The sequence below is a fragment of the Pseudomonas mosselii genome (assembly GCF_019823065.1).
In the GTDB taxonomy this organism is placed as follows: domain Bacteria; phylum Pseudomonadota; class Gammaproteobacteria; order Pseudomonadales; family Pseudomonadaceae; genus Aquipseudomonas; species Aquipseudomonas mosselii.
The window spans coordinates 958433-981708 of sequence record NZ_CP081966.1; the positions used below are offsets into that span (position 1 = coordinate 958433).

Genomic DNA, 23276 nt, shown 5'->3' on the forward strand with positions numbered 1-23276 from the left:
CGGCCGGTTCGTGTTGTGGGCGAGGAAAGATCCCAGGAGGGGCAATGGACGTGAGTGAAAGGGGCATGACGCTGCTGGAGGTGCTACTGGCCGTCACGGTGCTGACACTGGGGCTGTTTGCATCGGCGGCCTTGCAGTTGCGCGGGCTGCAGGCGGTCGAGGGGGCGCGGCGGGAAGGGCAGGCGTTACAACTGGCCCAGGGCATGTTGGAGCGCGTGAGGGCAGCGGAGGCGATCGAGACGGGCGAGGAAGCGGCCTGGCAGTTGCGTCTGACCCAGGTGCTCGGTGGTGCGGCGCAGGGGCGCATGAACCTGGCCGGGGGCGTGCTGGTGCTGGACGTCGATTGGCCGGGCATGGGCGAGGGGCGGCAGTCGCTGAGCGTGCAGGGCAGGGTGCTGCCATGAGGCGTCGGCAGACGGGGCTGGGCCTGGTCGAGGCACTGCTGGCCCTGGCACTGGGCCTGATGCTGCTGGTGGCAGCTGGCCAGGTGTTCGTCTCGGCGTATCAGGCCTGGCGACTGCAGGGCGCGGCGGCGCGCCTGCAGGATGACGCGCGCCTGGCCTTGCAGCGAATGGCCGAGGATATCCGCCAGGCGGGGATGTTCGGTTGTCTGCGTCTTGAAACCGAGGACTTCGCCGATCCTGGCGCGGCCCAGGCCTTCGCGTCGCCCATAGAGGTCACCGGCGACAGCCTGACCCTGGTCGGCGCCGAGTTGCCCGGGTTGCTCGGCAGCCCGGACTGGACCGTGCTCAGCGACTGCCGCAGTTGGGCGCGCGTGCAGCCCGGGCAGCACGTCGGGGACGGCGAGTTGCTGGCGCTGCCGGTGCGTCGGGTAACCTACCGGGTGCGCAACGGCAGCCTGATGCTCACCAGCAATGCGCAGCATGCCAGCCTCATCGACCAGGTGCGGGCGCTGGAGGTCAGCCGTGTCGAGGCGGGAGCGGGCGAGCGGCTGGATATCCGCCTGACCTTGCATGACCGGCAGCACGGGCTTGAACAGCACCATTCACTGAGCGTGGCCTTGCGCAACCCGGGAGCCGGGTCGTGACGGGCCAGCGCGGTATCGTCCTGATGCTGGCGTTGATCCTGAGCCTGCTGTTCGGCCTGCTGGCAACCCTGGCCCTGCGCGAGGCGCTTTTGCAGCAACGTCAGGCTGGCGATCAGTTGGCCGGCGCGCGAGCCTTCGAGCAGGCGGAGGCGGCCTTGATCGAGGGCGCAGAATTGCTTGCAGGCGGCATCCCGCCCCGATGCCAGGCCTGTCCGCCACCCAGTCCACCTGATACACAGCCTTCTCCACCCTGGCTGGCGACCCGCAGTGGCTTCGTTTACCTGCAAACCCTGGGAGACAGCCTGCGTGTCGCGGGTCAGCCCGTCGGGGGCAGGCTGACGCTGGTCCGGGTGACGGCGGTGGGCCTTCAAGCCCGCGGGCGGCAACTGCTGGAGGCGGTCTATGCCATCGACGGTGACGGCGCGGTGAAACGGATCAGCTGGCGCCAGCGCCTGGGGGAGGGCTGAGATGCAGCGCGGCCTTGGCCTGATCGAATTATTGATTGTCGTGGCGCTGATCGGCATGCTGGCAGCCATTGCCTACCCCAGCTACAGCGACCAGTTGCGCCGCGCCGCACGAAGCGAAGCGGTCGGCCTGCTGCAGGACGCGGCATTGCGCCTGGAGCAGCACCGCGCACGCGTGGGCGGTTATGCCGACAACGAGCAACTGAGCACCGTGTTGCCCGCGGGCACGCGCTACTACCGCCTGCAGGCCTGGCGCGACACTGACCGTTTCAGCTTGCGCGCCAGCCGCACACCCGAAGCCTTCATGGCGGATGACCGCTGCGGCGACTTCCTGCTCGATCAGGCGGGCGTGCGCGATAACACGGGCGCGGGCGACCAGGCGTGCTGGGGAAGCTGAAGATCATGAGGTGCCCAGGCACCGTGGAATTACTTCAGGTGTTGGATCGAACCATGAGCAAGCAAGTAGTGATTGTCGGCGGCGGTGTCATCGGCCTGCTGACCGCGTTCAACCTGGCGGCGGATGTCGATCAGGTGGTGGTGTGCGACCAGGGCGAGGTGGGTCGGGAGTCGTCCTGGGCCGGTGGCGGGATCGTCTCGCCGCTGTACCCGTGGCGCTACAGCCCGGCGGTGACCGCCCTGGCGCACTGGTCGCAGGATTTTTATCCACGGCTGGGCGAGCGTCTGTTCGCCAGCACCGGGGTCGACCCCGAGGTGCACACCACCGGCCTGTACTGGCTGGATCTGGAAGACGAAGCCGAGGCCCTGGCCTGGGCCGCTCGCGAGCATCGCCCGCTCAGTGCGATGGATATCTCGGCGGCCTATGACGCCGTGCCGGTGCTTGGTCCGGGTTACCGCCATGCCATCTACATGGCGGGCGTGGCCAACGTGCGCAACCCGCGGTTGGTGAAGTCGCTGAAGGCCGCGCTGCAGGCGCTGGCGAACGTGACCCTGCGCGAGCATTGCCAGATCAGCGGTTTCGTCCATGAAGGTGGCCGCGTTACCGGTGTGCAGACCGAGGACGGTGTGATCGCCGCCGACGATGTGGTGCTCAGCGCCGGAGCCTGGAGCGGTGACCTGCTGCAGACCCTCGGGCTGACGCTGCCGGTGGAGCCGGTGAAGGGGCAGATGATCCTGTTCAAGTGCGCCGAGGACTTCTTGCCGAGCATGGTCCTGGCCAAGGGGCGCTATGCGATCCCGCGCCGCGACGGGCATGTCCTGGTGGGCAGTACCCTGGAGCATGCCGGCTATGACAAAACCCCGACCGGTGATGCGTTGGCGAGCCTGAAGGCCTCGGCGGTGGAGTTGCTGCCGGCGTTGGCGGATGCCGAGGTGGTGGGGCATTGGGCTGGCCTGCGCCCAGGGTCGCCGGAAGGCATCCCGTACATCGGCGCGGTGCCGGGGCATGAGGGGCTATGGCTGAACTGCGGGCATTACCGCAACGGGCTGGTGCTGGCGCCGGCGTCGTGCCAGCTGTTCGGTGATTTGCTGCTGGGGCGCGAGCCGATCATCGATCCGGCGCCGTATGCGCCTGGGGGGCGGTTGGGCTGAGCGCATAGGGCTCATGCCTATTCACGGTAGGAGATTGCACAGCCCTTCCGGGCTGCGCGTCGGTCAGCGTTGCTGGCCTGGCCCTTGCTCCAGATGCTGCTGGCTGCAATACCACTCCTGGCCCCGCGATAACGCCCGGTCATTGGGCAGGTGAACGCCGCAATGGGCGCAGCGCACCATCTTCAGCGGATCCTGCAGGCGCGGCTCGGCAGGTGATTGCTGACTGGTCTTGAACTTGCGCCACAGCCAGAACGCGGCGGCGATCAGGGCGATCCAGAAGAGTAGGCGAACCATGGTGTCCAGCTTGTCGAGAAAAGAAGCCGACAGTCTAGGACGCAGGCATGAAAAAAGGGAGGCCTCGGGCCTCCCTTTCTTTGTGTGCGTGGTATCAGTCGAACAGACCGAAGGTCATGTAGCTGAACCAGGAACGGTCTTTCTCGGCTTCCTTCGGACCTTCCGGCAGGATCGGGTCGCCGTTCTCGTCCTTGGGCAGCAGCTCTTCGGGCATTTCCGAGCGAGCATCCTGGAACTGCTTGACCACGTCCTGGTTGGCGCGGGTCTCGCCCGGTGGCAGCGGCGCCTGGGTGTCGATCAGGCCCAGGGTGGCCTTGGACAGCCACGAGCGGTTGCCGTTTTCGTCCACCTTGGTGACGAACTGGCCATCGACCAGGCTCGGGTGGTCCGGGTAGTTGAGCTTGAGAGTCTCGAGGCTGGTGGCCGCCAGTTCGTCCAGGTGCATGCGCTGGTACGACTCGACCATCACTGCCAGGCCATCACCCACCGACGGGGTTTCCTGGAAGTTCTCCACCACATAGCGGCCACGGTTGGCGGCGGCGACATAGGCCTCGCGGCTCAGGTAGTAGTTGGCCACGTGGATTTCGTAGGAGGCCAGCAGGTTGCGCAGGTAGATCATGCGCTGCTTGGCATCCGGGGCGTAGCGGCTGTTGGGGAAGCGGCTGGTCAGCTGGGCGAACTCGTTGTACGAGTCGCGGGCGGCGCCCGGGTCACGCTTGGTCATGTCCAGCGGCAGGAAGCGCGCCAGCAGGCCACGGTCCTGGTCGAACGAGGTCAGGCCCTTGAGGTAGTAGGCGTAGTCGACGTTCGGGTGCTGCGGGTGCAGGCGGATGAAGCGCTCGGCGGCGGATTTGGCGGCCTCGGGCTCGGAGTTCTTGTAGTTGGCGTAGATCAGCTCGAGCTGGGCCTGGTCGGCGTAGCGGCCGAACGGGTAGCGCGACTCCAGGGCCTTGAGCTTGTTCACGGCGCTGGTGTAGCTGGAGTTGTCCAGGTCGGCCTGCGCCTGCTGGTACAGCTCGGCCTCGCTGAGGTTCTCGTCAATGACTTCCTTGTTCGAGGAACAGGCAGCGGTGAGCCCGAGGATGGCGATCAGCAGCAGGTGTTTCACTTGCATGGCGGCTTGCGTCCCTTTGACGGCCGCTGTCTTGGGCGGTGCCGTCCTGTTATGATGAGCGCCCCCGGCCAAACCCCGGGGCAAAAGAAGCCGTATTTAACCACAAGCGCGCAGCCGAAACCAAAGGCTGAACGCCCGTCGATTCGAGCATGTCCGAGATCATTCAACTTAGCGCAGAGGTCCCGTCCGAACTGGGCGGCCAACGCCTCGACCAGGTCGCCGCCCAATTGTTCGCCGAGTACTCGCGTTCGCGCCTGTCCTCGTGGATCAAGGATGGCCGCCTGACCGTCGATGGCGCGGTGCTGCGACCGCGCGACACCGTCCACACCGGCTCCATCCTGGCCCTCGAAGCCGAGCAGGAGGCCCAGGGCGAATGGGTGGCTCAGGACATCGAGCTGGACATCGTCTACGAGGACGACCAGATCCTGGTGATCAACAAGCCGGCCGGGCTGGTGGTCCACCCGGCGGCCGGTCACCCCGACGGTACCTTGCTCAACGCCCTGCTGCACCATGTCCCGGACATCGTCAACGTGCCGCGCGCCGGCATCGTGCACCGCCTGGACAAGGACACCACCGGCCTGATGGTGGTGGCCAAGACCCTGCAGGCGCAGACCAACCTCGTCGACCAGCTGCAAAAACGTTCGGTCAGCCGTATCTACGAGTGCATCGTGGTCGGCGTGGTGATCGCCGGCGGCAAGATCGACGCGCCGATCGGCCGTCACGGCGGCGAGCGCCAGCGCATGGCGGTGACCGAGGGTGGCAAGCCGGCCGTCAGCCACTACCGCGTGCTCAAGCGCTTCCGTTCGCACACCCATGTGCGGGTCAAGCTGGAAACCGGCCGCACCCACCAGATCCGTGTGCACATGGCCCACGTCGGCTATCCGCTGGTCGGCGACCAGACCTACGGTGCACGCTTCCGCATCCCGCCGGCCGCCAGCGTGGCCATGGTCGAGGCGGTCAAGCACTTCCCGCGTCAGGCCCTGCACGCGCGTTTCCTGGCGCTGGACCACCCGACCACGGGTGAGCGCATGGAATGGAAGTCGGAGTTGCCGGACGACTTCCAGTGGCTGCTGTCGCTGCTTGACCAGGACCGCGAGAGCTTCATCGGATGAGTGGCCTGGCGCAGTCGCTGATCCTTCCCGACTGGCCGGCCCCGGCCTCGGTTCGCGCCTGTGTCACCACCCGCGAGGGCGGCGTCAGCCTGCCGCCCTACGCCTCCTTCAATCTCGGTGACCACGTGGGCGATGACCCGCAGGCGGTCGCCGAGAACCGTCGTCGCCTGAGTGACGAATTCGCCATCCAGCCCGCCTGGCTCAAGCAGGTGCATGGGCTGGTGGTGGCCGACGCCAACCCCGCCGTGGTTGCCGAAGCCGATGCCAGCTGGACCGACCAGCCGGGCATCGCTTGCACTGTGATGACTGCCGATTGCCTGCCTGCACTGTTCTGCGACCGCGCCGGTACCCGTGTCGCGGCCGCCCATGCCGGCTGGCGCGGGCTGGCCGGTGGCGTGCTGGAGGCCACCCTTGACCGCCTGGCGCTGGCGCCTGAAGAGGTATTGGTGTGGCTGGGGCCCGCCATCGGGCCGCAGGCGTTCGAGGTAGGGCTGGAAGTGCGCGATGCCTTCACTGCCGTGCATCCCGAGGCGGCTGAGGCGTTTGTCGAGGGCGAGCGTGCGGGCAAGCTGATGGCCGATATCTACCAGCTGGCGCGGATCCGCCTGGCGGCGCGTGGCGTTACCGCCGTTTATGGTGGCGGGTTCTGCACGGTCAGCGACTCGCGTTTCTTCTCTTATCGCCGCACCCCGCAGGGTGGGCGCTTTGCTTCGTTGGTCTGGTTGCAGCCGCGCTGACCTTACGCTCCCATGTTGCCTGACGTCACTGGTGCTGACCTCTGTCAACCCCGCTACGCTTGAATCTTCCAGAATCACCCTTATGTATTGGTCATCTCAGGCAGGTTCTTCATTACAGGTGCTGTCCATCGCTCCGCCTGCCCTTTAAAGGAAGGTATCCCCCATGCGAATAGACCGACTGACCAGCAAGCTGCAACTGGCATTATCCGACTCCCAATCCCTGGCCGTGGGCATGGACCACCCGGCCATCGAGCCCCTGCACCTGATGCAGGCGCTGATCGACCAGCAGGGCGGCTCGATCAAGCCGCTGCTGATGCAGGTCGGCTTTGACATCAACAGCCTGCGCAAGGCGTTGACCAAGGAGCTCGACCAACTGCCGAAAATCCAGAATCCCACGGGCGATGTGAACATGTCCCAGGACCTGGCACGCCTGCTCAACCAGGCCGACCGCCTGGCCCAGCAGAAGGGTGACCAGTTCATCTCCAGCGAGCTGGTGCTGCTCGCCGCCATGGACGAGAACAGCAAGGTCGGCAAGCTGCTGCTCGGCCAGGGCGTGAGCAAGAAGGCCCTGGAGAACGCCATCAACAACCTGCGCGGCGGCGCGGCGGTGAACGACGCCAATGCCGAGGAATCGCGCCAGGCCCTGGACAAGTACACCGTTGACCTCACCAAGCGCGCCGAAGAGGGCAAGCTGGACCCGGTGATCGGCCGTGACGACGAGATCCGCCGCACCATCCAGGTGCTGCAACGCCGCACCAAGAACAACCCGGTGCTGATCGGCGAACCCGGCGTGGGCAAGACCGCCATCGCCGAGGGCCTGGCCCAGCGCATCATCAACGGCGAGGTGCCCGATGGCCTGAAAGGCAAGCGCCTGCTGGCCCTGGACATGGGCGCGCTGATTGCTGGCGCCAAGTACCGCGGCGAGTTCGAAGAGCGCCTCAAAGGCCTGCTCAACGAACTGAGCAAGCAGGAAGGCCAGATCATCCTGTTCATCGACGAACTGCACACCATGGTCGGCGCCGGTAAAGGCGAAGGCGCCATGGATGCCGGCAACATGCTCAAGCCGGCCCTGGCCCGTGGCGAGCTGCATTGCGTCGGTGCCACCACGCTCAACGAGTACCGCCAGTTCATCGAGAAGGACGCCGCCCTCGAGCGCCGTTTCCAGAAGGTGCTGGTCGAGGAGCCGAGCGAGGAAGACACCATCGCCATCCTGCGCGGCCTGAAGGAACGCTATGAAGTGCACCACAAGGTGGCCATCACCGACGGCGCGATCATCGCCGCGGCCAAGCTCAGCCACCGCTACATCACCGACCGCCAGCTGCCGGACAAGGCCATCGACCTGATCGACGAAGCGGCCAGCCGCATCCGCATGGAGATCGACTCCAAGCCGGAAGTGCTCGACCGCCTCGACCGTCGCTTGATCCAACTGAAGGTGGAGTCCCAGGCACTTAAGAAAGAAGAAGACGAAGCGGCGAAGAAACGCCTGGAGAAGCTGACCGAGGAAATCGACCGCCTGGAGCGCGAGTACGCCGACCTCGAAGAGATCTGGGCCTCGGAAAAAGCCGAGGTGCAGGGCTCGGCGCAGATCCAGCAGAAGATCGAGCAGTCGCGCCAGGAACTGGAAGCCGCGCGCCGCAAGGGCGACCTCAGCCGCATGGCCGAGCTGCAGTACGGAGTGATCCCGGACCTGGAGCGCAGCCTGCAGATGGTCGACCAGCACGGCAAGACCGACAACCAGCTGCTGCGCAACAAGGTGACCGAGGAAGAAATCGCCGAAGTGGTGTCCAAGTGGACCGGCATCCCGGTGGCCAAGATGCTCGAAGGCGAGCGCGAGAAGCTGCTGAAGATGGAAAGCCTGCTGCATGAGCGGGTGATCGGCCAGGACGAGGCGGTGACCGCCGTGGCCAACGCCGTGCGCCGTTCCCGCGCCGGGCTGTCCGATCCGAACCGCCCCAGCGGCTCGTTCCTGTTCCTCGGGCCCACCGGCGTGGGCAAGACCGAACTGTGCAAGGCGCTGGCCGAGTTCCTGTTCGACACCGAAGAGGCCATGGTGCGCATCGACATGTCCGAGTTCATGGAGAAACACTCCGTGGCTCGCCTGATCGGCGCACCGCCAGGCTACGTGGGTTATGAAGAGGGCGGCTACCTGACCGAGGCCGTGCGTCGCAAGCCGTACTCGGTGGTGCTGCTCGACGAGGTGGAGAAGGCCCACCCGGATGTGTTCAACGTGTTGCTGCAGGTGCTGGAAGACGGCCGCCTGACCGACAGCCATGGCCGCACCGTGGACTTCCGCAACACGGTGATCGTGATGACCTCCAACCTGGGCTCGGCGCAGATCCAGGAACTGGCCGGTGATCGCGAAGCGCAGCGCGCGGCGGTGATGGACGCGGTGGGTTCGCACTTCCGTCCGGAGTTCATCAACCGCATCGACGAAGTGGTGGTGTTCGAGCCCCTGGGCCGCGACCAGATCGCCGGTATCACCGAGATCCAGCTCGGCCGCCTGCGTGGCCGCCTGGCCGAGCGCGAGCTGTCGCTGAGCCTGAGCCCGGAGGCATTGGACAAGCTGATCGCCGTCGGTTACGACCCGGTGTATGGCGCACGGCCGCTCAAGCGTGCGATCCAGCGCTGGATCGAGAACCCGCTGGCGCAGTTGATCCTGTCTGGCGAGTTCTTGCCGGGTGCGGCGATCACCGCGAAGGTGCAGGGCGAGGAAATCGTCTTCGCCTGATCACGGCAGTAGTTGAAGAGCCCCGCGAAAGCGGGGCTTTTTTATGTGGGCTTTCCCGACGCCATAGCGGGCTTGCCCCGCGATAAGGCCAGTGCAGGCGCCGCAAACCCCTGATTTTCCGGCTTCCTACCTAACTTGCTGAAAATTTTGAAAAAAGTGCTTGCACAAAAATCAGAGTGCCCCTAATATTCGCCCCGCTGTCAGGCACTGAGCGAATCACCAGCAACATCGGAGATCGCAAAACAACTTACAAATCAGTAAGTTGAACGAAAAAAAGTGGTTGACAAGCAAAACGAAGAATGTAGAATAGCCGGCCTCAGCAGCGACAACGCGAAAGCGAAGCAGCTAAAGAGTTCGAAGCTAACACAGACTTCGAAGCGGTAAAGATGTACCGAAGTTCAGTTCCGCGATAGCTCAGTCGGTAGAGCAAATGACTGTTAATCATTGGGTCCCTGGTTCGAGTCCAGGTCGCGGAGCCAATCTCGGGGTGTAGCGCAGTCCGGTAGCGCGCCTGCTTTGGGAGCAGGATGTCAGGAGTTCGAATCCCCTCACCCCGACCATTTTCCGGGTCGTTAGCTCAGTTGGTAGAGCAGTTGGCTTTTAACCAATTGGTCGTAGGTTCGAATCCTACACGACCCACCATGTAAAAAGGGCATCTCGACTGAGATGCCCTTTTTCTTTTGTCCGCGATTTATCTCCCCGCCCTTTGCTACCCTGTGGCCTTTGCCCGCAGGAGCGCCCGCGCATGCCACTCAAAGCCAGTGTTTTCATCGCCACCAGCCTGGACGGCTATATCGCCCGTGAAGACGGCGGCCTCGATTGGCTGATGGGCGCCACCCAATCTACTGACGACCATGGCTATGCCGGGTTCATGGCGGGCGTCGATACGCTGGTGATGGGGCGCGGCACTTTCGACAAGGTCATGACCTTTGGCGAGTGGCCGTATCCGGATACCCGGGTGGTGGTGGTCAGCAGTACCCTCGAGGCGCTGCCCAGAGGTGTGCCAGAGCGCGTCGAGCTGCACCCGGGGCCGATCCCGGCGTTGCTCGAGCACCTGCAGGCCACGGGCGCGAAAAGCCTGTACCTGGATGGCGGCAAGCTGATTCAGGGGTTCTTGCGCGAGGGGTTGGTGGACGAGCTGACCATCACCCGCATTCCCGTGCTGCTGGGGCAGGGGATACCGTTGTTCGGCGGGTTGGCGAAGGATGTGCTGTTGCAGCACATGAGGACGACCAGCTACGAGAGCGGGTTTGTGCAGAGCACGTATCGCGTGGTGCGTTGAATCGCTGGGGCTGCACTGCAGCCCCAGTATCTTGAAGCCTCAGTGCAGCTTCAGACGCGGCTCGGTGCCCCGGCCAATCTTGCTGCCCAGCATCAGCATCAAGGTGCGGAAGGTCCCGTACAGCGCCATCTGGTGCATACGATACAGCGACACATAGAACATCCGCGCCAGCCAGCCTTCCAGCTTCACGCTGCCCATCAGGTTGCCCATCAAGTTACCCACAGCCGAGAAGCGCGACAGTGACACCAGCGAGCCGTAGTCCTTGTACTCGTAGGTCGGCAGCGCCTTGTTCTCCAGGCGCAGCTTGAGGCTCTTGGCCAGCAGCGAGGCCTGCTGGTGCGCGGCCTGGGCCCTTGGCGGCACATTGCGGTCGCTGCCCGGTTGCGGGCAGGCGGCGCAGTCGCCGAAGGCGAAGATGTTGTCGTCCAGGGTAGTCTGCAAGGTCGGGCGCACCACCAGCTGGTTGATGCGGTTGGTCTCCAGGCCATCGATGTCCTTGAGGAAGCCCGGCGCGCGAATGCCAGCCGCCCAGACCTTCAAGCTGGCCTGGATCACTTCGCCCGAGGCGGTCTTCAGGCCATCCTCGGTCACTTCGCTGACCGCGGCATTGGTCATCACCGTCACGCCGAGTTTTTCCAGGGTCTTGTGCACCGGCACGCTGATGCGCTCCGGCAGTGCTGGCAGCACCCGCGGGCCGGCCTCGATGAGGGTGATGTGCATGTCTTTCGGCTGGATCTTGTCCAGGCCGTAGGCCGCCAGCTCGTGGGCGGCGTTGTGCAGCTCGGCCGCCAACTCCACGCCGGTGGCGCCGGCACCGACGATGGCCACGCTGATCTGCTCGCTGGCCACATCGCCCGCGTGGGCACGCAGGTAGTGGTTGAGCAGTTGCTGGTGGAAGCGCTCGGCCTGCTTGCGGCTGTCGAGGAACAGGCAGTGCTGCGCCGCGCCCAAGGTGCCGAAGTCGTTGGTGTTGCTGCCTACGGCGATCACCAGGGTGTCGTAGCCGAGGGTGCGCGCAGGCAGCAGCTCACGGCCCTCGTCGTCGAGGGTCGCGGCCAGCTGGATCAGTTTGTTCTCACGGTCCAGGCCGCTCATGCGGCCCATCTGGAAGTTGAAGTGGTTCCACTTGGCCTGGGCCACGTAGTTCAGCTCGTCTTCCGAGGAGTTCAGCGAGCCGGCCGCCACTTCGTGCAGCAGGGGCTTCCAGATGTGCGTCAGGTTGGCATCAACCAGGGTGATCTCGGCCTGTTTGCGCTTGCCCAGGCTTTTACCCAGGCGGGTCGCCAGTTCCAGGCCGCCGGCGCCGCCGCCGACAATCACGATGCGATGAGTCATGGGGATATCTCACAAGTTTTACGGAATTCGTGGACACAAGGTCCGGCCGCATCCGGCACGAGGGGCGGGCGAGCGCAAGGCAGCTCATAGCACCAGTCCACTCAGCAGGCGGCTCAACAGGCCCAGACCGATGGTCACGGCCACCACCAGCAGCAGGAGCAGCCATGGCCGGAAAGGCCGGCGCTCGACTTGATGCTGGGGGGCACTCAGATACTCATCGACGCGACGCTGATCTTCGGGATTCAGGCGGCTGGTCATGGTGGGCCTCGTCAGATAGACGTTTGTGACTGCGTGTACGCCACAGCGTTCACGCAAACGCATGGATCGAATGATAATGCTTTCTATCCCTGGCGCCGAGTGTACGTGAACGCAAAGACACCCGGCACTGGATCAAAGACTGATGCCTACGTCGAACACGATGCTGCGCCCCAGGTTGCCGCGCAGGAAATCCGGCGCGTCCGGATGGGCGAACAGCACCCGGGCGAAGGTCGGCCCCACCAGCGACAGCGAGCGCCAACCCTGGCGCAGGTACTCGGTGGGCGGCGGGAAATGGCTGTTGAGGTCGAGCACTTCGCGCTTGAGGCTGGCGAAGGCGATGATGTCCAGCTCGCCCAGGTCCAGCCCGCGTTCGCGGTAGTTGTGTGATTTCTTGCGCAGCGTTGGCGCCAGGCGCGCCAGCAGTTCCTGGGCGCTGATCCTTCGGGGCCGCTGCTCGCGGCGCACCAGCTGGGCCAGGGAAAACGCGCTGCGCCGCCGTTGCAGCTCCTCGCGCCATTCATCGTTGAGCCGGCGGCCCTCGTCGAGCACGAAGAACACTTCGAATGCCGCGTCGCGGAACAGCACATCCGGCGGCTCCTGCCCGGCCGGGGTGAAGTCCTCGCTGCGGTAGGGAATGTTCAGCCCTTGCAGCAGGCGCTGGCAGACCCAACGCTCGCGCTCCCATTTGCGGGCATTGGACAGGAACGCATTGGCTTGTTCGGCCTGGATGGTAAGCAGGCGCAGGTAGTCTGAGTCATCCATGGGGACAAGCTTAGTCGCTAATTGATGACGGTAAGACGCTGTTTGTGCGTGGGAATCAGCCCAGCACCAGCCATTGTTGGAACACGCCGAGCAAATGCAGCAACCCGCCGCCCAGGCAGATCGCCGAACTGACCGCGATGAAACGCCGGCTGCGCCCGGTGCCGGCCAGCAAGAGCGGCCCCAGCAGGCCGCGCGCCAGGTACACCAGGGTAATGAGGCAGATGATCGGCATCAGCAACGGCAAGGGCGCGATCACGCCAGCTGCCGACAGCGCGTAGGCGGCCCAGATCAGCAGCACCGTCGCGATCGCCACGGTGACCAGGGCAGGGTAGGCGCGCCCTTGTTCGGCGGCCCGGGCCATGCGCTCGCCTGCGCCGAACAGGCGGTACCAGCGCGGCCCCACGGCGATGACCATCAGGTGCAGTACCCCCGCGATGGCGCTGAACAGCGCGCCCAGCAGCAAGGGCAGGTTGATGCCTTCGGTCATCGGGGATGCGTCCTGCAGCGAAAGAAGGTGTCAGCCTATAGCAACCGGACGAAAGGGAGAATGGGTGTAGACTCAGGCTTGTCCACATGGCCGACAGGGATATTGTTCAGGTGATCAGCGCACAGGTCTTGTCCAGCACCAGCCTCACCCTTGGCTGGCTCGGTTACGTGCCCCTGCTGGTCTGGGCCGCCAGCCGCACGCGCTGGGTGGAGCTGTTTACCGACACCCGCCGCCAGCACCTGCTGTTCGGTACGGTGTTCTGCCTGTTCGTGCTGTGGCTGGTGCGGCGTGATTTCGATACCGGCGTGTCGTATCACTTCATCGGCATGACCGCGGTGACCCTGCTGCTGGACTGGCCGCTGGCGGTGCTCGGTGGCTTCCTGGCTCAGCTTGGGCTGTTGCTGCTCGGCCGCCAGGACCTTGCCGCCATCGGCGTCAACGGCCTGCTGATCGTTGGCTTGCCGGTGCTGGTCACCGAGGTGTGCGCGATCCTGGTCGAGCGTGCCCAGCCGCGTAACCTGTTTGTGTATATCTTCTGTTGCGGTTTTTTCCCCGCCGCGCTGACCGTGCTGGTATGCCTGGCGGCCGGGCTGGGGGTGTTGTGGATGGACGAGCGGTTCGCCATGCCCGAGTGGCTCAGCGACTTTGTTGGTTACCTGTGGTTGATGATGTTCCCCGAGGCGTTCATCAATGGCACGGTAATCAGTGCCTTGGTGGTGTTCTGCCCCGAGTGGCTGGAGACCTTCAACCGCAGCCGTTACCTGCAGGCACCGTGGAAGGATGAGGAGAAATGAAGTGAATGGCACCGGCTTTGCCGGTGATCGCGGGGCAAGCCCGCTCCCACGTTGTTTCCTCCACGATAACCTTCACCTACAGAAAGTCGTTCGTAGCAATATCGATGGATGACGCATGGGCGAGGGTTGGCGTGGGAGCGGGCTTGCCCCGCGATTGAGTGACCTCGGCCTGTCGTCTCAATCCGAATCATCACGAAAATAGCGTGAGCGTTTGAACAGCAAGCGCTGGCCGACCAGCATGAACAACATCCCCCACAGGCCGCCATCGAGCTGCAGCACTTGTCGTTCACCCAATTGGGAGCAAGTGGTGATGCCGACCACCATGAAGATGGTGTACACAGCCCTTCGCAACACTTTAGGGCGGCACAGCCAGTCGAGCAGTACGCCTGCCGCCAATCCGTAAGCGATGAAATACAGTTCTGGCATGTTGGCGTCCTGCTCAGATCACCAGCAGCAAGGAGAATGGCTGGTGCATCGAACGATGCCAATGGATGGAGCGAGCGCCAATTCAGCGCGGTCTGATTAACAGGTAAGAAATGTCTGAGGCTTGAACGCCGGCCTCCCAGTTAATGGACGACCGGCGTGGGAGCGGGCTTGCCCCGCGATTGCGGTGGTGCTCACACCACCAAGCCCAGCTTAGTGCCGCGGCTCCAGATCCCCCGAATACAGCTCATCCTCGGACTCTTCGGCCCCCGCGATCTTATGCTCCTCGGCCGCCCAGGCCCCCAGGTCGATCAGCTTGCAGCGGTCCGAGCAGAACGGCCGGAACGGGCTCTTCTCCCCCCATTCCACAGGCGCCCCACAGGTCGGGCAATCAACGGTCATCGGCTGGCTCATGGCTGGCCTCCTCGCAAAGTCAGGTAAAAGTGGTGCAGGCGGTCGATCTCGTCGTGCAGCGATTGCAGGTCACGATCATTGACCACCACGTCATCGGCATGGCGCAGGCGCTCTTCCCGGGCCAACTGGGCCTTGAGAATCGCCTGCACCTGCTCAGGATTGGTGTTGTCCCGCTGCAAGGTGCGCTGCACCTGCAACTCGGTCGGCGCATCGATCACCAAGATGCGCTGGGTCTTGCTGAACTGCCCCGACTCGATCAACAGCGGCGACACATACACCGCATAGGGCGTCTCGGCCTTGGCCAGGTAGCTGAAGATCTCCTGGCCGATCAGCGGGTGCAGCAGCTGCTCCAGCCATTGCCGTTGCGCAGGGTCGGCGAAGATCTGCTGGCGCAAGGCGCCACGGTCGAGCTGGCCGTCCTCGAGCAATACGCCCGGGCCGAAGCGTTCGACGATGCTGGCCAGGGCAGGGCGCCCTGGCTCGACAACCCAGCGCGCGGCCTGGTCGGCATCGACCAGGTGCACGCCCAGCTCGACGAAACGCTCGGCGGCGGCGCTCTTGCCGCTGCCGATGCCGCCGGTCAGGCCGAGAATCCAGGGGGTGAAAGGCGCTGTGCTCATCAGGTTCCAAGCAGTTGCAGGTAAGAAGCGACTATTTCATCACCCCAGAGCACCGCGATCCACCCCGCAATGGCCAGATAAGGCCCGAAAGGCAACGCAGCGCCCATTTGCGTGCGCTTCAAACGCACCAGCGTCAGCCCGATCAGCGCCCCCACCAGCGAGGCCAGCATCAAGGTCAGCGGCAAAACCTGCCAACCGCCCCAGGCCCCGAGCATGGCCAGCAGCTTGAAGTCGCCAAAGCCCATGCCCTCCTTGCCGGTTACCAGCTTGAACACCCAGTACACCGTCCACAAACTCAGGTAGCCCGCCACCGCGCCCCACACCGCGTCGGCCAGCGGCACCAGCAGCCCGAAGGCGTTGACCACCAACCCCAGCCACAACAGCGGCAGCACCAGTACATCCGGCAGCAACTGGTGCTCGGCATCGATCAGGCTCAAGCCGATCAAGCCCCAGGTCAGCAGCATCACCGCCAGCGCCTCCACGCCCGGCCCGAAATGCCACGCCACCAGCAGCGACAGCAGGGCGGTGGCCAATTCAACCAGTGGATAGCGCACACTGATCCGCGCCTTGCACCCCGAGCAACGCCCGCGCAAGGCCAGGTAACTCAACACCGGAATGTTTTCCCACGCCCGGATCGGGCGCTGGCAGTGGGGGCAATGCGACGCCGGCAGGCACAGGTCGAAACGCTCGTGCTCGGCCTGCGGCAACCCCAGCACCTCCTGCGCCTCGCGCTGCCACTGGCGCTCGAGCATCAGCGGCAGCCGGTACGCCAGCACATTGATAAAACTGCCCACCAGCAACCCCAGCACGGCGGCCAGGATGTAGAAGAACGGCGGATGATCGACGACGACGGCCCAGGCATTCATGTTCAGATCAGGCTACCCAACTGGAAGATCGGCAAGTACATCGCCACGACAAGGCCCCCCACCAGCAGCCCGAGGATCAGCACGATGGCCGGCTCCAGCAGCGTGGTCAACTGCTCCAGCGCCTGGCTCACCTGCTCTTCGTAATGTAGCGCGGCCTTGTCCAGCATGGTGTCGAGGGTGCCGCTGGCCTCGCCGACCGCCACCAGCTGGCGCAGCAGCGGCGGGAACAGCCCGTCCGCCTCCATTGCCTGTTGCAGGCTCGCCCCATTGGCCACGCCCTGGCGCAACGCCAGGATCGCCCGTTCATGCAGGCAGTTGCCACTGACCGGCGCCACCGTTGCCAGCGCATCCAGCAATGCAACGCCCGCTGTATAAGAAGTCGCCAGGCTGCGCGCAAACCGCGCCAACGCCGCCTGCCCGAGCAAGGTGCCAACCACCGGCACCCGCAGCCCCCAGCGCACCATCCACAGGCGCGCCGGCAAGTGCCGCCGATAAACCTCCCGCCCGCCAACCCCCAACACAGTTATCAACAGCACCAGCCACCCCACGTGATTGCCCAGCCCTGTGGATAAATCGATCACCCATTGCGTGAACGCCGGCAGCGCCTTGTCGAAACTGGCGAACAGCCCCTGAAAGCGCGGCACCACCTCCAACAGCAACAACGCCGCCACCCCGAGCCCGGTCAGCAGCAACAGCGCCGGATACAGCATCGCCTTGCGCACCTTCTGCCGCAGCGCCTGGCGCTTCTCCAGCATCCCCGCCATCTGCTCCAGCTGCCGGTCCAGCGTGCCCGACTGCTCGCCCACCCGCACCAGGTTGCAGTACAGCGCATCGAACCACGCCGGATGCCGCTGCAACGCCTCCGCCAGCCCAAGCCCCGCCGCCACATCCTGTTTCAGCCGCGCCAGCAACGCCGCCATGCCGCTGTCCACCGTGCTGCGCGCCATCACCTCGAACGCCTGCAACAACGGCACCCCTGCCGTCAGCAAGGTCGCCAGCTGCCGGCTGAACCCCGCTGCATCCGCCTTGCCCGCCCGCTGCGGCCAGCGCCACTGCAACCCGCCCGCCAACCTCACCCGCGTGGCCCGGATGCCCTGGCGTTGCAGCCAGGCTTGCACGAACGCCGGGCTGCGCCCCGGTTGCTGGCCGTGTTGACGAGCGCCGGAGGCATCGATGCCCTCCCAGGCGTAGAGGCGGGTAGACGGTGGCATGCGGAGGTCCTTTGCAGTGCGGCGACAAGCCCCGTAACAGCTTGCCGTGCCCGAGGCCGGGCGCGTTTCCATGACGCTCACTAGAGTAGTTCAGCGAAGATGACGCCCTGCCGTGCAGGGGTGACAAAAGGTGTCGGTTCAGGCCTACTGCGCGCCTGCCGGCCGGGGCGCAACCCAAGATGCAATGCGCCGACCGCGCCTCCATGTATTACGAAGGAAGACCGTTCATGAAAGGGCAACGAGGTATTACCCTGATCGAACTGATGATCGTCGTCGCGATCATCGGCATCCTGGCGACCATCGCCATCCCCATGTACACCAACCACCAGGCCCGCGCCAAAGCCGCCGCGGCGCTGCTGGAAATCTCCGCGCTGAAAACGCCGATGGACATCCGCCTGAACGAAGGCAAGGACGTGCCCGACGTCGCCAGCCTCGGCGGCCAGCCCGCCACCGCCCATTGCGCGATCACCGCCAGCGGCACGGCGGCCGACGGCACCGCCAGCATTGCGTGCACCCTGGCCGACGCACCGGCCAATGTCCTGGGCAAGACCGTGACCCTGGCCCGCACCCAGGCGGGGTGGAGCTGCGTGACCACGGTGGAGGAAGACCTCGCGCCGAATGGCTGCAAGGGGCAGTGAAAATGAGGTGAAACAGAGGTTTGCGTAACGGACACGGCAATGGTACGTTGCGCAACACGCCGGTGTAGCTCAGTCGGTAGAGCAGCGCACTCGTAACGCGAAGGTCGCAGGTTCGATTCCTGTCTCCGGCACCAGAAATCAAGAAGGCTTGCAGCGATGCAGGCCTTTTTTGTGTCTTGGAAAAGGCGATAGGCCCAGGGCAAGGCGAGTCGCCCGCTGAAACAAATTACCGAGTACTGGTGGTTTGACCTATCCAGGCAAATCTTCGAGAATGAGCACCGAGGACTGCAACCGCGCATGTTTGGGCATGGCTTGCCAGTAATTGGCCCCCCGAATCCGGCAGCAGTGAAGCTGGCACTCACTGACGTAGGGACAGTCGATAGGCCCCCCCATATGGCCGTTGATTTGACTGGGTTCTGACCTTAAGGATCGTAGATCCGGAAACTAAAGAATCGCTGCGACTACAGCCTCATTCAAATCCGAAGGCGACCTCAGAAGGGTCGCCTTTTCGTTTGCCCAAATCCATGTTTGGCGACGGCGACTCATTGTCCTGCCTTTGTCCTGTGAGAAAAATGAATCTGTCCCCATTTTTCCTCAAACGATATGCCCTTCAACCGTCAAACCTCATTATTCGAAGCGCTCATCCCTTACTCGGTCGACCCTAGTCTCTCTCTGGCGCTCGCGCGCGACGTCCTGAGCAAGTTCCATCTGGGCCTCGGTTACGAATGGCATAAGATCAGGAGCAACGTATGGCTCCACCTTGTTCAGCAACTGAGCGTTAGCGTCTATAATCGATGCACGAGAGCCGATCCAACTCATTGGCCGGAATCGATTGATGAATACCTCCAGCACGCTTCTTGGATTGGGCGCCCTGGTCAGAATCGACTGCGCTTGCTCAGACCACTCCAAGGTATCACCTGCTTCCGAGCAGCGCGCAAATGTGACAATCGAAGCCATAAGCGGGTAGCGGCGACCTGGATCTTGTTCACACCAAGCCACCATCTCATCGCAAGGGATCCTATCGGCTGGGCTTTTTCGGTGGCGTCCTAGGCGGTAAAACACACTTGTGGTCACTACTTTTTCTAGTGATTCATCCGAGAATAATGAATCTAAAACTGCTGCCGGCTGGCACTCGAGCAGCGCCGCGAGTAAGTCGTCGTGATCAAATACAGAAATCTCGTGGTTAGTTATGGCCTGTAGGATTCGAGTTGAGACTTCGGCAGCGGTTGAATAATCCTCTGAAGTTACGAGGCTAACCTTCACAATATCGGAAAGTTGGCGATCTCTTCGATGATTGATGTTTTTCCGGAATTTTATACGCTGGAGCAGCTCTTTACCGGTCTCGATGAGTTCCGGTTCATGTTTCCGCTTAGCAGATCGGTCCGAGTATAGACGCATTGAAAGCACTTCCAGCGCTACATCGAACCCTTCAGGTTGATCGGCAATTCGGACGAGTAAGCCATTGAGCACCCGACCTTCCAAATGGTCAGTGATCCGTCCGTACGCAAAGTGCTGGAACATCTGAACGGGCACTTTCCCAGCGGTCAATGCGCGATTCAACTGATCAATACTATGCTCATCAAGTCCCACGGACGAATGCAATAACGGGAGGTACGCTTGCAACGGAGGTTGGTTGGGCACCGAGTTAAGAATGTGTTGTGCGATTTTCTTGTTGTTTTCCCCGAGCTCGGCTAGGAAGCCACGTAGCACCTGGACGTCTTGCTGCTCGGAAGAAACCTGCTCCAAACCTTGGATGAGCCTTATCCATGTGCTTTGTGGGTCGGAGGACGCTGCGGCAAGCCCGCGACCGAACGACCAGGTTCTACTTCCACCACGGAGGACGTCAGGTAGGATCTCTGCAAATACTGATTCATCACCGGCCACTGCTGTACCAAGCTGGCGCGCGGCTGCCTCCATGCACGCATGGGCCTTTACCGGGTCATAATCATCGTCCAGCTCCTGGAAGTCGAGGCCACCAGACTTACCACCCAAAACGACTGCTTTCACTTGCGCCGAAAGGCCAGTAGGTTTTAGGTCCGCCTCGAGGATAGATAGCTGAGAGAAAGCCTCAGGTGTCATGTGCTCCCTGTCGAAATACATTGTCTCACGGCAGGCCGTCCAACCCTCAAGCCAAAATCCGTCAATGGCAAACCAACGAAATAGCTTTCCAAGCTCTTCTTCGATATTGGTTGAAGTCCACAGTCCGCGAAAGCTTCTCGCCAATAGGTCACGCAAGTGGAGTTCAATCCCGGCTTCAGACATTGCCAAGCGCTCAACAACCGCGAGGCAACCCTTGTACCATCGAACTGCGTCCTCTTCGCTTCGAGGCTCGTAGCCGTAGTTCCGTGAGCGAGCTCCAAACTCAAATTTATAGTGGGAACCGAATTCTGTTGACTCAAGCATCCTCTCCAGAGCAGCCAAGCCCAGAGCACGCACCTTTTCATCACTGGCGATGAGCAATGGCTCAATCACGCCGAGGCGTTGTTCGAGGGTTGCGTGCGTTCCCGAAAGATAGATTGTAAACAGAGACGTGAAAGTGTCCGATGTTTCCTTCGCCTCCTGCTCATTTGCGTTTCGCGTCGCGGCCAATATCAGTAATTGGGTGCTTCGCTCAAACAGCGGTGAGTCATAAGCGAAAGAGCGCAGCAAGGATTGATGCCGTCGCCACGCTTTAGTTGCCTCATCAGCGCCGCAGCTACCAGCACGTTCTAATGCCGCAAGCGCCGCCTCCGGCTGCACTGAGGCAACGTTCTCAAACATCGTTCGCCCGAGATCATTGAGCGCTATCACGTTCCCTAATAGCCCATCAGGCACGAGCCATCTTTCAACAATGGCGACTGCTTTGGGATGGTCGTGCAGGAATGACAGTCTGCGCGAAAAGGATCGGGCTAAACGTCCATTCCCACCCTCTATTAGTTGCTGGTTAATGAGATCGAAGGGTGTGTCCTCGAGCGCGCGGGCTGCGAGCCGGTTCGCGATAGCATGTGGTAAAACTGCTCGCCAGACCCCACGCTGCTGCACGAGATCACGCCGGGTCAGCTCGCCAATGTGGCGGTAGGTCTCTGATGCAAGTTGACCGGCAAGCGAGGCCAGTCGAGGCAGCTCAGCCTCCTCACCCTCCAGCGCCTCGCCTTGGAAGGAGTACACGAGCGAGCATGCTTGGGCCGCGAGGAGCAAGGCGTCGTTTGGGTCTTGCCGCTGCCGGAATAGCCGCTGGAAGAGTTGCTCATTCGACAGTCCCGAGATCGTGTCCGAGCGTTCAACCGTTTCTGCGAGGGCGATTGCAATGCGGGCATTACCGCCGGATGTTTCGGCGATGGTGCGCGCGTCTATCTGAGACAGGTACAGATAACGGCGCCGAAGCAACTGCTCAATTAGCTCGTGCGAAGACGTGTCGAGGGTAACGACCTGGGTTCCCTCGGGCTGGTCATCGCGAATGTCGTACTCGACTGTGAGGACACTGATTGTGCTGGCCTGGTTATTACACAGATCCGAGAGTCTGTGGTGCAGATCCGATGGGCAATTGTCGACAATTAGGATAGCGCGCATTCGGTTCGCTATCAGGTCCGAGGCCAGGCCAGTCGGTTGCGGGTCAGGGTTGTCCGATAAGTTAGTGTAAACGGCCAGAGACGGCAGTAAGGCACGTGCGCCGAGCCGTGAGTCGAACAAAGCTTGGACTAGTCGGGTCTTCCCAACACCCGATAAGCCAACCAATCGCACTATCTTGCCAGGTTGTGCCAGTTCGTCGCGTAGTTCGTCTATGACGTGGGCGACTGACTGCGCTGGTGTATCACGGTGCCGGCCAAGGTGAAGCCGCAGTTTGTCATCAAGCAGATATTCGGCATCGACGCCTTCAGCCGCACCGCTCCAAGGACCATAAGGGCGCCATCCTGATAGAGCCCTACCTACCCTTTCCTTGACCCAGGTGATGAGGCCAGGGTAACACCTTACCCATGTGGCTAAGCGCGTACGATCATAGAAGTCGGTGTGGAGCTGATCGGCGTTGGCTGTATCGTCAAGTGCTGCGCGCATTGCACTCCGACGATTGCGAAGGGCGCTGTCGGCCGTTGACCCAGTCGAACTGACAATGACGTAAGCCCCAGCTTCATCCGCAAGCTCTTGTATAACGGGGCGGAGCACCCCCTTCGGTCGCATTTCGGCAATGATCTCGGCCCTCGGCATATCCGGCTTTTTGACCTGAAATCCCGTTGAACCATGCGGTATGAAGCCTTGGAGGAGCACTCCTGCCGGCAGCTCTACGCGCACGTCTAGACCGCCGTCCGCTGCCGTCTGATTGCCTCCCCATGTTACCGCCGCAGGGGACAACCCCTGACTTATCAACTCGGCCTCGCAGAGACGCCCCACCAGCTCTCGCAGATCGATGTCATTCAACTTATTAATTTCATCAGGGGTGATGTCGAACATTGTTCTCTTCTATTTAGCCTAGGGAACGTTCCGCAATTTGCGACACGGTACTGGCTTACGAGCGCAAAGGCCAACACAGTCAAGGAAGAAATCTATCATTAGCCTACGGAGAGTAAAAAAGGGGTATGGGAATGTTCAATGCTCTCGGGAATGCGTAACACCGATACACTCTATGTTTGCTCGTTACACCCTCGATACTGCAAACAGTCGCTGCAGTTAAGTGCAGTAAAATCAAAGAGATAGAGTGGCGTGACACCTGAAGCACTTGAAACCCTTACCCGGGCTCACCTCAGGATCTGCCCCCGCCCAACCATTGGGAAACCTCCAGAGAGAACCGCCTTTGTAAGCAGAGGTGGTGGGTGATGCGTAAGTGGTGCTGGGGACCCTGGGTAAAACTCTGGGGTACGGTGCAGGAAACCCGCGAAGCTTTGTTAGCGGCTGGTCTGCCAGCTTAGTGAACAGGTGAACCATGGTGAACTGTTCAGGTTCTTGAACACCTCTTAGGTGTGCGGTTCTTAGGGTTGAAGGTTCCGCTGCGCAGGGGCCTGGCTTCAGATATGCTCGACCTCCAACGGCACGGCAAGGGGCTTGTGCCCAAAACTTGAAGGTTCATGTATGAACGACTCTTTAGCTGACCTGGACACTCTGGTTCTCAGGTGCCGAGCAGAACGTTCAAGAGACTATGTTTCTGAGTCAATTCAGTGTTACAAGGCTGG

23 protein-coding genes and 4 tRNA genes are annotated in these 23276 nt (G+C 62.6%); 15 read left to right on the forward strand and 12 right to left on the reverse strand.

Annotation, left to right across the window (positions count from 1 at the left end):
• The first annotated feature begins 44 nt into the window (after positions 1-44).
• From K5H97_RS29955 to thiO, 5 genes are read left to right on the forward strand one after another with little or no spacing between them, the layout of a single operon-like run.
• Positions 45-404 (forward strand): type IV pilus modification PilV family protein, encoded by a 360-nt coding sequence (locus tag K5H97_RS29955; protein WP_155952668.1) that lies wholly within the window; start codon positions 45-47, stop codon positions 402-404.
• Positions 401-1048 carry a PilW family protein gene (locus K5H97_RS04305; RefSeq protein WP_028689900.1) on the forward strand — a complete coding sequence of 216 codons (648 nt, stop codon included), beginning with the start codon at positions 401-403 and terminating at the stop codon, positions 1046-1048. The genes K5H97_RS29955 and K5H97_RS04305 overlap by 4 nt, the downstream gene beginning before the upstream one ends.
• Positions 1045-1515 (forward strand): hypothetical protein, encoded by a 471-nt coding sequence (locus K5H97_RS04310; RefSeq protein WP_028689899.1) that lies wholly within the window; start codon positions 1045-1047, stop codon positions 1513-1515. Before K5H97_RS04305 ends, K5H97_RS04310 begins: the two co-directional genes overlap by 4 nt.
• A gap of 1 nt (position 1516) precedes the next feature.
• Positions 1517-1909 carry a type IV pilin protein gene (locus K5H97_RS04315; protein ID WP_028689898.1) on the forward strand — a complete coding sequence of 131 codons (393 nt, stop codon included), beginning with the start codon at positions 1517-1519 and terminating at the stop codon, positions 1907-1909.
• A gap of 53 nt (positions 1910-1962) precedes the next feature.
• Positions 1963-3060, forward strand: coding sequence for a glycine oxidase ThiO (gene thiO, locus K5H97_RS04320; RefSeq protein WP_028689897.1), 1098 nt, complete (start codon positions 1963-1965; stop codon positions 3058-3060).
• A gap of 63 nt (positions 3061-3123) precedes the next feature.
• Here thiO and K5H97_RS04325 read toward each other — a convergent pair whose 3' ends face one another.
• Both K5H97_RS04325 and K5H97_RS04330 read right to left on the reverse strand, forming a co-directional pair.
• Complete coding sequence (locus tag K5H97_RS04325) at positions 3124-3354, reverse strand: PP0621 family protein (RefSeq protein ID WP_028689896.1); 231 nt, start codon at positions 3352-3354, stop codon at positions 3124-3126.
• 94 nt (positions 3355-3448) lie between these two features.
• Positions 3449-4468 carry an outer membrane protein assembly factor BamD gene (locus K5H97_RS04330; RefSeq protein ID WP_028689895.1) on the reverse strand — a complete coding sequence of 340 codons (1020 nt, stop codon included), beginning with the start codon at positions 4466-4468 and terminating at the stop codon, positions 3449-3451.
• A 149-nt stretch (positions 4469-4617) separates the two neighbouring features.
• On the opposite strand from K5H97_RS04330, the gene rluD reads away from it, so the two are divergent.
• The 7 genes from rluD (at position 4618) to K5H97_RS04365 (ending at position 10327) form a co-directional block, all read left to right on the forward strand.
• Positions 4618-5580 (forward strand): 23S rRNA pseudouridine(1911/1915/1917) synthase RluD, encoded by a 963-nt coding sequence (gene rluD, locus K5H97_RS04335; protein ID WP_028689894.1) that lies wholly within the window; start codon positions 4618-4620, stop codon positions 5578-5580.
• A complete protein-coding gene (gene pgeF / locus K5H97_RS04340; protein WP_028689893.1) occupies positions 5577-6317 on the forward strand; it encodes a peptidoglycan editing factor PgeF in 741 nt (246 codons plus the stop codon). The genes rluD and pgeF overlap by 4 nt, the downstream gene beginning before the upstream one ends.
• A 163-nt stretch (positions 6318-6480) precedes the next feature.
• Complete coding sequence (gene clpB, locus K5H97_RS04345) at positions 6481-9045, forward strand: ATP-dependent chaperone ClpB (protein WP_028689892.1); 2565 nt, start codon at positions 6481-6483, stop codon at positions 9043-9045.
• 403 nt (positions 9046-9448) lie between these two features.
• Positions 9449-9524 (forward strand) — tRNA-Asn (locus K5H97_RS04350).
• Positions 9525-9528: 4 nt separating this feature from the next.
• Positions 9529-9605: transfer RNA gene (locus K5H97_RS04355), tRNA-Pro, on the forward strand.
• A gap of 6 nt (positions 9606-9611) precedes the next feature.
• Positions 9612-9687: transfer RNA gene (locus K5H97_RS04360), tRNA-Lys, on the forward strand.
• A 103-nt stretch (positions 9688-9790) separates the two neighbouring features.
• The gene (locus tag K5H97_RS04365) at positions 9791-10327 is read left to right on the forward strand and encodes a dihydrofolate reductase family protein (protein WP_028689891.1); all 537 of its coding nucleotides are present in this window, start codon (positions 9791-9793) and stop codon (positions 10325-10327) included.
• Between the two features lie 39 nt (positions 10328-10366).
• Here K5H97_RS04365 and K5H97_RS04370 read toward each other — a convergent pair whose 3' ends face one another.
• The 4 genes from K5H97_RS04370 to K5H97_RS04385 form a co-directional block, all read right to left on the reverse strand.
• Complete coding sequence (locus K5H97_RS04370) at positions 10367-11662, reverse strand: NAD(P)/FAD-dependent oxidoreductase (RefSeq protein ID WP_028689890.1); 1296 nt, start codon at positions 11660-11662, stop codon at positions 10367-10369.
• 84 nt (positions 11663-11746) lie between these two features.
• Positions 11747-11920 (reverse strand): DUF3094 family protein, encoded by a 174-nt coding sequence (locus K5H97_RS04375; protein WP_023631877.1) that lies wholly within the window; start codon positions 11918-11920, stop codon positions 11747-11749.
• A gap of 132 nt (positions 11921-12052) precedes the next feature.
• Entirely contained in the window at positions 12053-12682 is a 630-nt protein-coding gene (locus K5H97_RS04380; protein ID WP_028689889.1) for a DUF1780 domain-containing protein, read from the reverse strand.
• Between the two features lie 55 nt (positions 12683-12737).
• Positions 12738-13169 (reverse strand): hypothetical protein, encoded by a 432-nt coding sequence (locus tag K5H97_RS04385; RefSeq protein WP_028689888.1) that lies wholly within the window; start codon positions 13167-13169, stop codon positions 12738-12740.
• Between the two features lie 86 nt (positions 13170-13255).
• Here K5H97_RS04385 and K5H97_RS04390 point away from each other — a divergent pair, with 86 nt between their 5' ends.
• A complete protein-coding gene (locus tag K5H97_RS04390; RefSeq protein ID WP_028689887.1) occupies positions 13256-13963 on the forward strand; it encodes an energy-coupling factor ABC transporter permease in 708 nt (235 codons plus the stop codon).
• 177 nt (positions 13964-14140) lie between these two features.
• Here the strand turns inward: K5H97_RS04390 and K5H97_RS04395 are convergent, their stop codons facing one another.
• The 5 genes from K5H97_RS04395 to K5H97_RS04415 all read right to left on the reverse strand — a co-directional run bounded on the left by K5H97_RS04395 (position 14141) and on the right by K5H97_RS04415 (position 17497).
• Positions 14141-14389 (reverse strand): hypothetical protein, encoded by a 249-nt coding sequence (locus K5H97_RS04395; RefSeq protein WP_028689886.1) that lies wholly within the window; start codon positions 14387-14389, stop codon positions 14141-14143.
• A gap of 210 nt (positions 14390-14599) precedes the next feature.
• Positions 14600-14800: a DNA gyrase inhibitor YacG gene (gene yacG, locus K5H97_RS04400; RefSeq protein WP_011535705.1), complete on the reverse strand. Its 201-nt coding sequence runs from the start codon at positions 14798-14800 to the stop codon at positions 14600-14602.
• A complete protein-coding gene (coaE, locus tag K5H97_RS04405) occupies positions 14797-15420 on the reverse strand; it encodes a dephospho-CoA kinase (RefSeq protein ID WP_028689885.1) in 624 nt (207 codons plus the stop codon). Before coaE ends, yacG begins: the two co-directional genes overlap by 4 nt.
• Complete coding sequence (locus tag K5H97_RS04410; RefSeq protein ID WP_028689884.1) at positions 15420-16286, reverse strand: prepilin peptidase; 867 nt, start codon at positions 16284-16286, stop codon at positions 15420-15422. Before K5H97_RS04410 ends, coaE begins: the two co-directional genes overlap by 1 nt.
• Before the next feature lie 2 nt (positions 16287-16288).
• Complete coding sequence (locus tag K5H97_RS04415) at positions 16289-17497, reverse strand: type II secretion system F family protein (protein WP_028689883.1); 1209 nt, start codon at positions 17495-17497, stop codon at positions 16289-16291.
• 227 nt (positions 17498-17724) lie between these two features.
• Between K5H97_RS04415 and K5H97_RS04420 the strand changes: the two genes are divergently transcribed.
• Positions 17725-18135, forward strand: a complete 411-nt coding sequence (locus K5H97_RS04420) for a pilin (RefSeq protein ID WP_028689882.1) — start codon at positions 17725-17727, stop codon at positions 18133-18135.
• A 58-nt stretch (positions 18136-18193) separates the two neighbouring features.
• Positions 18194-18269: transfer RNA gene (locus K5H97_RS04425), tRNA-Thr, on the forward strand.
• 493 nt (positions 18270-18762) lie between these two features.
• On the opposite strand, the gene K5H97_RS04430 is transcribed toward K5H97_RS04425, so the two are convergent.
• Positions 18763-22560 (reverse strand): hypothetical protein, encoded by a 3798-nt coding sequence (locus K5H97_RS04430; RefSeq protein ID WP_028689881.1) that lies wholly within the window; start codon positions 22558-22560, stop codon positions 18763-18765.
• Positions 22561-23276 lie beyond the last annotated feature (716 nt).

Excerpts from the sequence above, each read along its gene's own strand:
- rluD (WP_028689894.1), top strand. The coding sequence starts at position 4,618 with ATGTCCGAGATCATTCAACTTAGCGCAGAGGTCCCGTCCGAACTGGGC.
- K5H97_RS04365 (WP_028689891.1), top strand. The coding sequence starts at position 9,791 with ATGCCACTCAAAGCCAGTGTTTTCATCGCCACCAGCCTGGACGGCTAT.
- coaE (WP_028689885.1), bottom strand. The coding sequence starts at position 15,420 with ATGAGCACAGCGCCTTTCACCCCCTGGATTCTCGGCCTGACCGGCGGC.
- K5H97_RS04325 (WP_028689896.1), bottom strand. The coding sequence starts at position 3,354 with ATGGTTCGCCTACTCTTCTGGATCGCCCTGATCGCCGCCGCGTTCTGG.
- yacG (WP_011535705.1), bottom strand. The coding sequence starts at position 14,800 with ATGAGCCAGCCGATGACCGTTGATTGCCCGACCTGTGGGGCGCCTGTG.
- K5H97_RS04395 (WP_028689886.1), bottom strand. The coding sequence starts at position 14,389 with ATGCCAGAACTGTATTTCATCGCTTACGGATTGGCGGCAGGCGTACTG.
- K5H97_RS04390 (WP_028689887.1), top strand. The coding sequence starts at position 13,256 with ATGGCCGACAGGGATATTGTTCAGGTGATCAGCGCACAGGTCTTGTCC.
- K5H97_RS04330 (WP_028689895.1), bottom strand. The coding sequence starts at position 4,468 with ATGCAAGTGAAACACCTGCTGCTGATCGCCATCCTCGGGCTCACCGCT.
- thiO (WP_028689897.1), top strand. The coding sequence starts at position 1,963 with ATGAGCAAGCAAGTAGTGATTGTCGGCGGCGGTGTCATCGGCCTGCTG.
- K5H97_RS04380 (WP_028689889.1), bottom strand. The coding sequence starts at position 12,682 with ATGGATGACTCAGACTACCTGCGCCTGCTTACCATCCAGGCCGAACAA.
- K5H97_RS04420 (WP_028689882.1), top strand. The coding sequence starts at position 17,725 with ATGAAAGGGCAACGAGGTATTACCCTGATCGAACTGATGATCGTCGTC.
- K5H97_RS04375 (WP_023631877.1), bottom strand. The coding sequence starts at position 11,920 with ATGACCAGCCGCCTGAATCCCGAAGATCAGCGTCGCGTCGATGAGTAT.
- K5H97_RS04315 (WP_028689898.1), top strand. The coding sequence starts at position 1,517 with ATGCAGCGCGGCCTTGGCCTGATCGAATTATTGATTGTCGTGGCGCTG.
- K5H97_RS04370 (WP_028689890.1), bottom strand. The coding sequence starts at position 11,662 with ATGACTCATCGCATCGTGATTGTCGGCGGCGGCGCCGGCGGCCTGGAA.
- K5H97_RS04430 (WP_028689881.1), bottom strand. The coding sequence starts at position 22,560 with ATGTTCGACATCACCCCTGATGAAATTAATAAGTTGAATGACATCGAT.
- K5H97_RS29955 (WP_155952668.1), top strand. The coding sequence starts at position 45 with ATGGACGTGAGTGAAAGGGGCATGACGCTGCTGGAGGTGCTACTGGCC.
- K5H97_RS04410 (WP_028689884.1), bottom strand. The coding sequence starts at position 16,286 with ATGAATGCCTGGGCCGTCGTCGTCGATCATCCGCCGTTCTTCTACATC.
- pgeF (WP_028689893.1), top strand. The coding sequence starts at position 5,577 with ATGAGTGGCCTGGCGCAGTCGCTGATCCTTCCCGACTGGCCGGCCCCG.
- K5H97_RS04385 (WP_028689888.1), bottom strand. The coding sequence starts at position 13,169 with ATGACCGAAGGCATCAACCTGCCCTTGCTGCTGGGCGCGCTGTTCAGC.
- K5H97_RS04415 (WP_028689883.1), bottom strand. The coding sequence starts at position 17,497 with ATGCCACCGTCTACCCGCCTCTACGCCTGGGAGGGCATCGATGCCTCC.
- K5H97_RS04305 (WP_028689900.1), top strand. The coding sequence starts at position 401 with ATGAGGCGTCGGCAGACGGGGCTGGGCCTGGTCGAGGCACTGCTGGCC.
- clpB (WP_028689892.1), top strand. The coding sequence starts at position 6,481 with ATGCGAATAGACCGACTGACCAGCAAGCTGCAACTGGCATTATCCGAC.